Below are 12,836 nucleotides of genomic sequence, written 5' to 3' on the forward strand. Positions count from 1 at the left end.
ATAGGGCTGTGGACAGGTTCACTCGGGCAGGTGGTAGCCTTCGGCCAGGTGCTGATCCTTGAGTTTGACGTAGTTGCCGGCGCTGTAGGGGAAGAACGCGCGCTCCTTCTCGGTCAGGGCGCGGGCCTGCTTGACCGGGCTGCCGACATAGAGAAAACCGCCTTCCAGGCGCTTGCCCGGAGGCACCAGGCTGCCGGCGCCGATGATCACTTCGTCTTCGACGATGGCACCATCCATGATGGTGCTGCCCATGCCGACCAGGATGCGGTTGCCCAGGGTGCAGCCATGGAGCATGACTTTGTGACCAATGGTTACTTCATCGCCGATCAGCAGCGGGAAACCATCCGGGTTGAACGGCCCGGCATGGGTGATGTGCAGCACGCTGCCGTCCTGGACACTGGTGCGCGCGCCGATGCGGATGCGCTGCATATCGCCGCGGATCACCGTCAATGGCCACACCGAGCTGTCGGCGCCGATCTCGACATCGCCCAGCACCACGGCACTGCGGTCGACAAAGGCACGCTCGCCAAGCCTGGGAGTGTGATGCTGGAAGCTACGGATGGCCATGATAGGAATTCTCTTTGGTATGGATAGGGCTGCGGTCGGCGTCGATTGTAATTAAGATGGGGAAGTGTTTCTTCTGCCAAGGTGTTTAACCGTGAGTGCGAACAACCCGCTTCTGCAGTCTTATGACTTGCCGCCCTTCTCGGCGATCCGTGCCGAGCATGTGCAGCCGGCGATTGAACAGATCCTGGCCGACAACCGTAAAGCCATTGCCGACATCCTCCAGGCTCAGGGCAAGCACCCAAGCTGGGCCGGCCTGATCCTGGCCATGGACGAACTCAACGACCGCCTGGGCGCCGCCTGGAGCCCGGTCAGCCACCTCAATGCCGTGTGCAACAGCGCCGAACTGCGTGAAGCCTACGAGGCCTGCCTGCCGGCGTTGAGCGCCTACGCCACCGAAATGGGCCAGAACCGCGAGCTGTTCCAGGCCTATGAAGCGTTGATCGCCAGCCCCGAAGCCGCCGGCTTCGATGTGGCGCAAAAGACAATTCTCGAACACGCCCTGCGTGACTTCCGCCTGTCGGGTATCGACCTGCCGGCCGATAAGCAACAACGTTATGCCGAAGTTCAGAGCAAGCTCAGCGAACTGGGCAGCCGCTTCTCCAACCAGCTGCTGGACGCCACCCAGGCCTGGACCAAGCACGTCACCGACGAAGCGGCGCTGGCCGGCCTGACGGACTCGGCCAAGGCACAGATGGCTGCCGCCGCCCAGGCCAAGGGCCTCGATGGCTGGCTGATCAGCCTGGAATTCCCCAGCTACTACGCGGTGATGACCTACGCTGAAGACCGCGCCCTGCGCGAAGAAATCTACGCCGCCTACTGCACCCGCGCCTCTGATCAGGGCCCTAACGCCGGCCAGTTCGACAACGGTCCGGTGATGGGCGAGATCCTCGACCTGCGTCAGGAACTGGCTCAGCTATTGGGCTACCAGAACTTCGCCGAGCTGAGCCTGGCGACCAAGATGGCCGAGTCCAGCGATCAGGTGCTGAGCTTCCTGCGTGACCTGGCCAAGCGCAGCAAGCCGTTTGCCACACAGGACCTGGCCCAGCTCAAGGCCTATGCCGCCGAGCAGGGGTGCCCGGACCTGCAAAGCTGGGACAGCGGTTTCTACGGGGAAAAACTCCGTGAACAGCGCTACAGCGTTTCCCAGGAAACCCTGCGCGCCTACTTCCCGATCGACAAGGTGCTGACCGGCCTGTTCACCATCGTCCAGCGCCTGTACGGCATCGAGATTGCCGAGCTCAAGGGCTTCGATAGCTGGCATCCGGACGTACGCCTGTTCGAAATCAAGGAGCACGGCCAGCACGTCGGGCGCTTCTTCTTCGACCTCTATGCCCGTGCCAACAAGCGCGGCGGTGCCTGGATGGACGGCGCCCGCGACCGTCGCCTGACTGCTGACGGCCAATTGCAGAGCCCGGTGGCCAACCTTGTGTGCAACTTCACCCCGGCCGCCCCTGGCAAGCCGGCGTTGCTGACCCATGACGAAGTCACCACCCTGTTCCACGAGTTCGGCCATGGCCTGCATCACCTGCTGACCCGTATCGAGCATGCCGGTGTTTCCGGTATCAACGGTGTGGCCTGGGATGCGGTCGAGCTGCCGAGCCAGTTCATGGAAAACTGGTGCTGGGAGCCTGAAGGCCTGGCGCTGATTTCCGCTCACTACGAAACTGGCGCAGCCCTGCCCCAGGATTTGCTCGAGAAGATGCTGGCGGCGAAGAACTTCCAGTCCGGGCTGATGATGGTCCGCCAGCTGGAATTCTCGCTGTTCGACTTCGAACTGCACGCCAGCCACGGCGACGGCCGCGGTGTACTGCAAGTGCTCGAAGGCATCCGCGACGAGGTCTCGGTCATGCGCCCACCGGCGTACAACCGCTTCCCCAACAGCTTTGCGCATATCTTCGCCGGTGGTTATGCAGCCGGTTACTACAGCTACAAGTGGGCTGAAGTACTGTCGGCCGACGCCTTCTCGCGCTTTGAAGAAGAAGGCGTGCTCAATGCCGACACCGGTCGCGCGTTCCGCGAAGCGATCCTGGCCCGTGGTGGTTCCCAGGAGCCGATGCTGCTGTTCGTCGACTTCCGTGGCCGCGAGCCATCAATCGATGCACTCTTGCGCCATAGCGGCTTGAGTGAGGAAGTGGCGGCATGAGTGATGGGCCTGTGATAACGAAAAAACGCTTTATCGCCGGGGCGGTCTGCCCGGCGTGCAGCGAGCCGGACAAACTGATGATGTGGAGCGAAGACAGCGTTCCGCACCGTGAGTGCGTGGCCTGCGGGTTTTCCGACACCCTTAACGAACAGGGGCTGTCGGTGCCCAAGGAGTTGGGCACCCGGGTCAACAGGGTCGAGGTGAAACCTGCCGCGACCACGGTGCAGACGGTGCAGTTCTTCCCTAATCCGAAGCTGAAGAAACCGGCTGAGTAAGGGCGCGTGGTGCCTTGGGTGCTATTTAGTTGGCACCAGCGAGCGTTAGCTGCAATCCAGAGTAGCGGGCCCAACCCCGCTCTCTGGAACTTGTTATGAGTACCGTTAACCCCTTACTGCGTCATGACGAACCGATCGATTACGCTGCAGTGCGTATCGAACATCTGCAACCTGCAATCGAGCAGGTGATCGCCGATAACCGTGCTGCGCTGAGTATCATCATTGCGCACCAACGTGCACTTCCCACCTGGGATGATCTGGTGCTGGCGGTTGATGCACTGGACGCCCGCCTGAACAACACCTTGTACAACATCGCGCCCCTGATCAATCGCCCAGGTGAGTGGCAGAAAGTTGCCTATCAATGCTGGGATCTGGCACAAGCCTACTTCGTGGAAAAGCTGCAAAACGTAGAACTGCTGAGTTTGTACGAGCGTCTCGCCGGCAGCCCTCATGGTCTGAACCTTGATTGGCAAAGCAAAGCGGCGTTGCAACGAACGATCACATCGTTTCGCCTATCAGGGGTACACTTGAACCTCGAGGGCCGTGAAATCTTGCAGATGCTCGAACGGCAGATCAGCGCGTTGCAGAAGACGTTTTCCGAAAACATTTCCCGCTCCAGCAATGACTGGAGCTTGCACCTCATGGATGAGCAGCGACTGCAGGGAGTTTCCGAACTGGACAAGGCCGCAATGGCGGCGTCGGCAAAAAGCAGGAACCTGAACGGGTGGCTAGTTACCCTCGAAGAGCCACTCTACCTGGCAATTATCGAACATGCGCAGGACCGGGATCTGCGTGAGAAAGTCTATCGGGCATATCTGACCCGTGGCGCCAATCCTGACCCTGCCCTCGATAATGCCGGTGTGTTTCAGGCGTTGGCGCAAGCCAAGCAGAAAAAGGCACGTTTACTCGGCTTTGACACCTTTCCCCAGTACAACCTGCAGCTCAAAGGGGGCGCATCTGCGGAACAGGTTTTGGCTTTCCTTAAAGACCTGGTCCGCCAGGCTCGACCGGGGCTGGAGCGGGAAAGGCAGCGTCTGCAAAGTGCGGCGCAGCAACAAGGGCTGGCTCCCATTCAGCCTTGGGATGTTGCCTTCATGCGCAAGCAGAAAGACCACACACCGTTGCGATTGTCAGAGGACGATGTGCGGGCCTGCTTCTCTCTGGATACGGTTTTAAAGGCATTGGTAGACCTGGCCCACAAGCTCTTTGGTTTGGTGCTGACTGAGGCACAGGCAGTTTCTACCTGGGATCCCGATGTTCGTGTGTTTGAAGTAGTGCAAGATCACGCTTTACTGGGATATCTGTACATCGACGCAATCGGCAGGGACGGCAAGTCGCCTGAAGGGGCCTGGACTTATTACGTCTGGAATCGGCACATCGACGCCGAAGGCAAGTATCACAAGAGTGCCGCAGCATTGTTTACCAATGTTGCCGCCGGCCAGGGTGATGTGCCGCCGCTGCTGACTCATCTGGACCTGCGCAAGCTGTTTCACGAGTTCGGTCATTGCCTACACCACCTCATGGTCCGCACTTCGAACTATCACCTGGGTAATATACTGAATCTGGGCCCTGGTGGTGTCGAGATTGCCAGCCAATTGCTGGAGCGCTGGTGCTGGTCGGCGCAGTATCTGGCGGGTATATCCGCTCACTACCAGACTGGCGAACCGCTGACGGTCCAAGCGATGCAGACTTTCCTGGATCAACTGCAGGCGCAGGAGCGTCCGAAGCTGGCGGTCGAACTGGCCAAGTCATTGTTCGATCTAGACTTGCATGGCAATCCGGAAGATGGTCGTAGTGTCCAGAAAAAGGTTGAAGACAGCTTCATTGAGGCGGGGGCCTGGCCGCTGGCTGACTTTGAGCGCCCATTGCATGCCTTCGATTACCTGGTTGACGGCTATGACGCGGGCTACTTCGGCTATCTCTGGGCGAACGTCTATGCCTTCGATCTGTTCAGTCGATTTGAACAGGAAGGTCTGCTCAATCGGCAAACCGGTCGCGAGCTGCAGGATGAGGTGTTTGCGCCTGGCGTTGCGCGTCCCATTCAGACCGGCGTCGAGGCCTTCCTCAAGCGCCCTTCCAGCGCGCTGCCATTCTTGCGCTGGTACGGCCTGATCGCCGGCTGAGCCTGCCCAACGGTGCTGGATCAACGTTTTTGAGTGGTGTACTGTATAAAAAAACAGTATAGGTGCACCATGGTTGCTCCAGCTCCCCTGCGCGGTCGTGGCACCGCCAGCAACCCCCACAACCGCTTCGCCCCCAACCGTTCGGTGGCCGAGGACGACGGCTGGTACCAGGAAGTGCCCCTGACCCAGGGCACCGAAGTGCGCAGCGAAACCGCCAAGAGCATCATCACCCGCAACAACTCGCCCGACCTGCCCTTCGACCGTTCGATCAATCCCTATCGCGGCTGCGAGCATGGTTGCATCTACTGCTATGCCCGGCCCAGTCACGCCTACTGGGACCTGTCGCCCGGGCTGGACTTCGAAACCAAGCTGATCGCCAAGACCAACGCCGCTGCTGTGCTCGAACAGCAATTGAGCAAGCCTGGCTATATCTGCGCGCCGATCAACCTGGGGTCCAACACTGACCCCTATCAACCCATCGAACGCGAGCAACAGCTGACCCGGCGCCTGCTGGAGGTGCTGCTGCGTTATCGCCACCCGGTCACCATCGTCACCAAGGGCTCACTGATTTTGCGTGACCTGGACCTGCTCGCCGAACTGGCCCGGCAGCGTCTGGTGCAGGTGATGATCAGCCTGACCACCCTGGACGACGAACTCAAGCGCACCCTCGAGCCGCGGGCGGCAGCGCCCAAGGCACGGCTGCGGGCGATCCGGGTGCTGACTGAGGCCGGTGTTCCGGTGGGCGTGTTGTGTTCGCCAATGATCCCGATGATCAATGACAGTGAACTGGAGCACCTGCTCGAGGCCGCCAAAGCCAATGGGGCACTGAGCGCTGCCTACATGATGCTGCGTCTGCCGCTGGAGGTGGCGCCGCTGTTCGAGCAGTGGCTGCAGGACCATTATCCGCAACGGGCCAATCATGTGCTCAGCCTGATCCGCCAGAGCCGCGGCGGTGAGTTGTACGACAGCCGCTTTGGTGCGCGCATGCGCGGTGAAGGGGTATTTGCCGAGTTGCTGGCGCAACGCTTCAGCAAGGCGATCCGCCGCCTGGGGCTGAACCGGCGCGAAGGCTACGCGCTTGATTGCAGTGCGTTTTGCCCTCCTGGCGGGCAGATGTCACTGCTCTGATTTTCAATAATGGGTATTGGCCATTAATGTTTTTTTGATATTATCCGGACAACTCTTTGAATCTCTGGAACGCCCGTACTAGAGCCTCGCAATTCAGTTTGAGTTAAGTTTCGCCGAGTAGCGTAGGAATTCAGCCAACAACGGATGTGATTGTTGGCGCGCGTATTTCATCCAACTGTCATACGCCGTTTGAATCATCAACCCGGTAAAATGGACTTAACCTAAAACCGTCAAAGAGGATGAATCATGCCCGTCAAGGACCCATCCAAGGCCGTCCCGGAAGCCCCAGCCGAGAGCGCCGATGCTGCCCTGAAGCATATCGTCGACGGCTTTCTGCGGTTCCATCATGACGTTTTTCCCGAGCAGCAGGAGCTGTTCAAGAAACTCGCCACCGCACAAACGCCCCGTGCGATGTTCATCACCTGTGCCGACTCGCGCATCGTGCCCGAGCTGATCACCCAGAGCTCCCCTGGCGACCTGTTCGTCACCCGCAACGTCGGTAACGTCGTGCCACCTTACGGGCAGATGAACGGCGGTGTGTCCACCGCCATCGAATACGCCGTGCTGGCCCTGGGCGTGCACCACATCATTGTCTGCGGACACTCCGATTGCGGTGCCATGCGCGCGGTGCTCAACCCGCAGAGCCTGGAGAAGATGCCGACGGTCAAGGCCTGGCTGCGCCATGCCGAAGTTGCCCGCACGGTGGTCGAAGACAACTGCTCCTGTGGCAGCGAGCATGAAACCATGCAGGTGCTGACCAAGGAAAACGTCATCGCCCAGCTGCACCACCTGCGCACCCATCCGTCGGTGGCCTCGCGCCTGGCGGCTGGCCAGTTGTTTATCCACGGCTGGATCTACGACATCGAAACCAGCCAGGTCGAAGCCTACGATGCGGCAAGCGACAGCTTCCTGCCGCTTGCCGAAGGCCAGCCGATCCCCTGCGCAACCCCGAGAGGACGCTACTAAGCGTCCCTGACACCCCAAAACGCTGATTGACGGCTGCACCTGACGGGTGCGGCCTTGGTCATCGGCTGCCTTGAATTTCCCTGACGGCCTTGCCGGCACTGTGCTGGCGGTGCGCGCCTGCGCGCGTGTCAGGGGGTGTACCAGCGGCCATTGGAATGGCCATCAAACGTGAGAGAAGGAGTGACACGGTGAACACGACACAAGTAAAAGCGGCATTGCCGCGTGAATTGCTGGCCTCGGTGGTGGTGTTTCTGGTTGCCTTGCCCTTGTGCATGGGTATCGCCATTGCCTCGGGCATGCCGCCGGCCAAAGGCCTGATCACTGGGATTGTCGGCGGTATCGTGGTTGGCTGGCTGGCCGGCTCGCCGTTGCAGGTCAGCGGCCCGGCGGCCGGCCTGGCGGTGCTGGTGTTCGAGTTGGTGCGCCAGCATGGTGTGGCGATGCTTGGCCCGATCCTGCTGTTGGCCGGCCTGTTGCAACTGCTCGCCGGGCGTTTGCGCCTGGGCTGCTGGTTCCGGGTAACGGCGCCAGCGGTGGTGTACGGCATGCTCGCGGGGATCGGTGTGCTGATTGTTTTGTCCCAGGTGCACGTGATGTTCGACAGCGCCCCGCAGCCCTCGGGCCTGGCCAACCTGTTAGGCTTTCCGGCAACCCTGGGCCAGGCACTGCCACTGGAGCGCCCGGGCAATGGCTGGCAGGCCGGTGCGCTTGGGCTGGGCACCATCGCCATCATGTGGGGTTGGGAACGCTTGCGCCCGCAGTCGCTGCGTTTCGTTCCGGGGGCCTTGCTTGGCGTGGCCTTGATGACTGCGATCAGCATCTGGCTGACGCTGCCAGTGAACCGGGTCGAAGTGCCGGCGAATCTCAGCGAAGCCATCGACTGGCTGCGCCCGGCTGACCTGCTCAATCTCGCCGACCCGAACCTGTTGGTCGCCGCCTTCGCCCTGGCCTTTATCGCCAGCGCCGAAACCCTGCTCTCTGCCGCTGCGGTCGATCGCATGCATAACGGCCAGCGTTCGGATTTTGACCGTGAATTGTCGGCTCAGGGGTTGGGCAACATGCTTTGCGGTGTACTCGGTGCGCTACCGATGACCGGGGTGATCGTGCGCAGTTCGGCCAACGTCCAGGCCGGTGCGCAGACTCGCTTGTCGGCAATCCTGCATGGCGTCTGGTTACTGGCCTTCGTGGTGGTGTTGAGCAGCGTGCTGCAGCAGATTCCGGTAGCGAGCCTGGCAGGTGTGCTGGTGTATACCGGGGTCAAGCTGGTGGACTTCAAGGCCTTTCGCGGGCTGGGCCGTTATGGACGCATGCCGATGTTCACGTATGCGGCGACGGCGTTGGCGATCATCTTCACCGACCTGCTCACCGGTGTGTTGCTCGGTTTTGCCCTGACGCTACTGAAGCTGGCGCTCAAGGCCGCACGCCTGAAGATCAGCGTGGTCAGCCTGGACCAACCGGGCCATCTGGAACTGCGTTTGAGCGGCGCGGCGACCTTTCTCAAGGTGCCCGCGCTGGCCCAGGTGCTTGAAGGCATTCCACCCGCGACCACCCTGCATGTGCCGCTGGCCAACCTCAGCTACATCGACCACTCCTGCCTGGAACTGCTCGAAGACTGGGGGCGTGCCAATGCCGGCAAGGGTTCGCGCCTGCTGATCGAACAGCGGCGGCTCAAGCGCCGGGTCGAGGGGCGAGTACGGACGACGGCGGGGTTGGGGGCCTGATCTGGATTCAGCGGTGTTGCCATCGCTGGCAATGCCAGCTCCCACACCTCGCTCAGGCTCTGCACTGAACCGGTGGGAGCCGGCCTTGCCGGCGTTGCTGGCGCATCAGCCTCAAGCGGATTGATCCAGCTCCAGGCCCACACCCAACTGCCGCGACAGGCATGGCCAGCGCTTCCAGGCGGCACCGGTATCCGGGCTGCTGAGCTTGTCGCGATACTGCTCGACCGACTCCAGGGCGAAGCTCTGGTCATTGAGCATCTCATCCACCGAGTGGTGCACCACTTCATCCAGCTGGTTGGCGAATGCCTCGCCGATCAACTGGTGGGCGATCAGGTTGGCCACGGTAGTGTCCAGCGGGATCAGCGGTTGATTGAAGTGCTTGATGTACAAATCGTTAACTTCTTCCACCAGGCGGTGGGCCAGGTAGGCCTCGTCCAGCAGGCAGCCCAGGCCCAGGTGGGTAGTGGTGATGGCGGGCGGTTGCAGGAAGTACTGCTCGGCGATTTTCAGCACCGGTTTGATCTGCGACTCGATGCCGGCTTCGCGGGCAACGTCATTGGCCGCTTCCAGCAGTTCTGGAACCTGGTCGATATAGGCGCCGACGAAACGGGCCAGAGCGCCTTGGGCATCGGCCTCTGGCAGATGGATCGAAGGGTGCAGGTGTGGCAGCTGTTTTTCGAGTTGCTGTTTCAGTTGGCCGGTTTCGGTCTCATGTTGACGGGCACGGGTGATCTGCTCGCGCAAAGCGGCGATGTTCATGACAACTCCAGGGTAAAGGCGTGACAAACGGAAGACATAAGGTAGCTCGGTTCTGAAAATGGCTAAGACGCATTTGGCATAACCATTAATAAATTAATATTCGGCGATTATATCGAAGTGCCATCATTGTGCTCCAGGCCAGGCAATCCGTGGCTTTGCGCGCAAACGTTCAACTTCTGTTGATGATTTCCCCGCGCGCATTGCCAGGCCGGGGTCGCTGTCTATACTCCGGTTTGAAAGTGATTCGCTGATGAGGCCCGACTGCAGTTCGCAGGGGCTCGGTCGTCGAAGTTCGCAGTCTTGGCCACCGTACCCTTAGCCGTAGGTCCACGCCTCCGGGATAACAAGAACGATAAGGGGAACCCGCAATGATGCGACATCCACATGTCTGGATGGGCCTCCTGTTGTGGTCGGTATTCGGTCAGGCGCACGCCGCCTGGACCGTGAACATGGCGCCAGGGGCGACTGAAGTCAGCAACGCAGTGTTCGACCTGCACATGACCATCTTCTGGATCTGCGTGATCATCGGCCTGGTGGTCTTTGGCGCAATGTTCTGGTCGATGATCATCCACCGTCGTTCTACTGGCCAGCAGCCCGCGCACTTTCACGAGCACACTTGGGTCGAGATCATGTGGACGGTGGTGCCGTTCCTGATCCTGGTGGCCATGGCCATTCCGGCGACCAAGACCCTGATCGATATCTACGATGCCAGCGAGTCGGACGTCGACATCCAGGTCACCGGCTATCAGTGGAAGTGGCATTACAAATACCTGGGGCAGGACGTCGAGTTCTTCAGCAACCTGGCCACCCCCGCCGATCAGATCCACAACAAGTCACCCAAGGACGAGCACTACCTGCTCGAAGTCGACCAGCCACTGGTGCTGCCGGTGGGCGCCAAGGTGCGCTTTCTGGTAACCGCCGCCGACGTTATCCATTCCTGGTGGGTGCCGGCCTTTGCGGTCAAGCGCGATGCCATCCCCGGCTTCGTCAACGAAGCCTGGACCCGGGTCGAGAAGCCCGGCATCTACCGCGGCCAATGCACCGAGCTGTGCGGCAAGGACCATGGGTTCATGCCGGTGGTGGTTGAGGTCAAGTCCAAGGCTGACTACGACACCTGGCTTGGCGAGCGCAAGGCCGACGCGGCCAAGCTCAAAGAGCTGACCAGCAAGGAATGGACCCTGCAAGAGCTGATCGAGCGCGGCGACAAGGTCTATCACACCACCTGCGTGGCCTGTCACCAGGCCGAAGGCCAGGGCCTGCCGCCGATGTTCCCGGCGCTCAAGGGCTCGAAGATCGCCACCGGGCCGAAGGAAGCTCACCTGAGCATCGTCTTCCACGGCAAGCCGGGCACGGCCATGGCCGCCTTCGGCAAGCAGCTTTCGGAAGTCGATATCGCCGCCGTGGTGACCTACGAACGCAACGCCTGGGGCAACAACAAGGGCGACATGGTCACGCCAAAAGACGTGCTGGCGATCAAACAGGCAGAAAGCAAATGAGCCGGGTTGATGCGTATCCGCGCCCCAGCCACCGGACTGCAGGAGACAGGACATGAGCGCAGTGATCGACGACCACAGCCAAGGTCATGAGCACGCCCACGGACCGGCCAAGGGCCTGATGCGCTGGGTGCTGACCACTAACCACAAAGACATCGGCACCCTGTACCTGTGGTTCAGTTTCACGATGTTCCTGCTTGGCGGCTCGTTCGCCATGGTCATCCGCGCCGAGCTGTTCCAGCCCGGGCTGCAGATCGTCCAGCCGGAGTTCTTCAACCAGATGACCACCATGCACGGCCTGGTGATGGTCTTCGGTGCGGTGATGCCAGCCTTCGTCGGCCTGGCCAACTGGATGATCCCGCTGATGATCGGCGCGCCGGACATGGCCCTGCCGCGGATGAACAACTTCAGCTTCTGGCTGCTGCCGGCGGCTTTCCTGCTGCTGGTCTCGACCCTGTTCATGCCCGGCGGCGGACCGAACTTCGGCTGGACCTTCTATGCGCCGCTATCGACTACCTACGCGCCGGAAAGCGTGACCTTCTTCATCTTCGCCATCCACCTGATGGGCATCAGCTCGATCATGGGCGCGATCAACGTCATCGCCACCATCCTCAACCTGCGTGCCCCGGGCATGACCCTGATGAAAATGCCGCTGTTCGTCTGGACCTGGCTGATCACCGCCTTCCTGCTGATTGCGGTGATGCCGGTGCTGGCGGGCGTGGTGACCATGATGCTGATGGACATCCACTTCGGCACCAGCTTCTTCAGCGCCGCCGGCGGTGGTGACCCGGTGTTGTTCCAGCATGTGTTCTGGTTCTTCGGCCACCCCGAGGTGTACATCATGATCCTGCCGGCCTTCGGCGCGGTCAGTTCGATCATCCCGGCGTTCTCGCGCAAGCCGCTGTTCGGTTACACCTCGATGGTCTACGCCACCGGGGCGATCGCCTTCCTGTCGTTTATCGTCTGGGCCCACCACATGTTCGTGGTCGGCATTCCGGTGGTTGGCGAACTGTTCTTCATGTACGCCACCATGCTGATCGCGGTGCCCACCGGGGTGAAGGTGTTCAACTGGGTCAGCACCATGTGGGAAGGCTCGTTGACCTTCGAGACACCGATGCTGTTCGCCATCGCCTTCGTCATCCTCTTTACCATCGGCGGTTTTTCCGGGCTGATGCTGGCCATCGCCCCGGCGGATTTCCAGTACCACGACACCTACTTTGTGGTGGCCCATTTCCACTATGTACTGGTGCCCGGGGCAATCTTCGGCATCTTTGCCTCGGCCTATTACTGGCTGCCGAAATGGACCGGGCACATGTATGACGAAACCCTGGGCAAGCTGCACTTCTGGTTGTCGTTCGTGGGCATGAACATGGCCTTCTTCCCCATGCATTTCGTTGGCCTGGCCGGCATGCCACGGAGGATTCCGGACTACAACCTGCAGTTCGCCGACTTCAACATGGTCTCGTCGATCGGCGCCTTTACCTTCGGCGCCACGCAGATTTTCTTCCTGTTCATCGTCATCAAGTGCATTCGCGGCGGTGTACCGGCGCCGGCCAAACCCTGGGAGGGTGCCGAAGGGCTGGAGTGGTCGGTGCCGTCTCCGGCGCCCTATCACACCTTCCAGACCCCACCGGAAGTGAAATGAACGGCTCAGGCCCGAG

General features: G+C 60.8%; 10 protein-coding genes. 8 read left to right on the top strand and 2 right to left on the bottom strand.

Features of this window, described 5'->3' with window-relative positions:
* Positions 1 to 18 precede the first annotated feature (18 nt).
* Positions 19 to 567: a gamma carbonic anhydrase family protein gene (locus BV82_RS00975; RefSeq protein WP_010222659.1), complete on the bottom strand. Its 549-nt coding sequence runs from the start codon at positions 565 to 567 to the stop codon at positions 19 to 21.
* Between the two features lie 91 nt (positions 568 to 658).
* Between BV82_RS00975 and prlC the strand changes: the two genes are divergently transcribed.
* The 6 genes from prlC (at position 659) to BV82_RS01005 (ending at position 8,923) form a co-directional block, all read left to right on the top strand.
* On the top strand, positions 659 to 2,710 hold the full coding sequence (gene prlC / locus BV82_RS00980) for an oligopeptidase A (protein ID WP_036995301.1): 2,052 nt from the start codon (positions 659 to 661) through the stop codon (positions 2,708 to 2,710).
* Positions 2,707 to 2,985: a YheV family putative zinc ribbon protein gene (locus BV82_RS00985; RefSeq protein WP_010222656.1), complete on the top strand. Its 279-nt coding sequence runs from the start codon at positions 2,707 to 2,709 to the stop codon at positions 2,983 to 2,985. Before prlC ends, BV82_RS00985 begins: the two co-directional genes overlap by 4 nt.
* A 95-nt stretch (positions 2,986 to 3,080) precedes the next feature.
* Positions 3,081 to 5,108, top strand: a complete 2,028-nt coding sequence (locus BV82_RS00990; protein ID WP_036995303.1) for a M3 family metallopeptidase — start codon at positions 3,081 to 3,083, stop codon at positions 5,106 to 5,108.
* A gap of 69 nt (positions 5,109 to 5,177) precedes the next feature.
* The gene (locus tag BV82_RS00995; protein WP_010222654.1) at positions 5,178 to 6,236 is read left to right on the top strand and encodes a PA0069 family radical SAM protein; all 1,059 of its coding nucleotides are present in this window, start codon (positions 5,178 to 5,180) and stop codon (positions 6,234 to 6,236) included.
* 246 nt (positions 6,237 to 6,482) lie between these two features.
* Positions 6,483 to 7,202 (top strand): carbonic anhydrase, encoded by a 720-nt coding sequence (locus BV82_RS01000; RefSeq protein WP_010222653.1) that lies wholly within the window; start codon positions 6,483 to 6,485, stop codon positions 7,200 to 7,202.
* A gap of 155 nt (positions 7,203 to 7,357) precedes the next feature.
* On the top strand, positions 7,358 to 8,923 hold the full coding sequence (locus BV82_RS01005; protein WP_162471127.1) for a SulP family inorganic anion transporter: 1,566 nt from the start codon (positions 7,358 to 7,360) through the stop codon (positions 8,921 to 8,923).
* Positions 8,924 to 9,034: 111 nt separating this feature from the next.
* Here the strand turns inward: BV82_RS01005 and BV82_RS01010 are convergent, their stop codons facing one another.
* Positions 9,035 to 9,682 (bottom strand): hypothetical protein, encoded by a 648-nt coding sequence (locus BV82_RS01010; protein WP_010222650.1) that lies wholly within the window; start codon positions 9,680 to 9,682, stop codon positions 9,035 to 9,037.
* A gap of 368 nt (positions 9,683 to 10,050) precedes the next feature.
* Here BV82_RS01010 and coxB point away from each other — a divergent pair, with 368 nt between their 5' ends.
* Together coxB and ctaD are read left to right on the top strand one after the other, a co-directional pair.
* A complete protein-coding gene (gene coxB, locus BV82_RS01015) occupies positions 10,051 to 11,178 on the top strand; it encodes a cytochrome c oxidase subunit II (RefSeq protein ID WP_010222649.1) in 1,128 nt (375 codons plus the stop codon).
* A gap of 52 nt (positions 11,179 to 11,230) precedes the next feature.
* On the top strand, positions 11,231 to 12,820 hold the full coding sequence (gene ctaD, locus BV82_RS01020) for a cytochrome c oxidase subunit I (RefSeq protein WP_010222647.1): 1,590 nt from the start codon (positions 11,231 to 11,233) through the stop codon (positions 12,818 to 12,820).
* Positions 12,821 to 12,836 lie beyond the last annotated feature (16 nt).

Source organism: Pseudomonas donghuensis (assembly GCF_000696345.2).
Taxonomy (GTDB): Bacteria; Pseudomonadota; Gammaproteobacteria; order Pseudomonadales; family Pseudomonadaceae; genus Aquipseudomonas; species Aquipseudomonas donghuensis.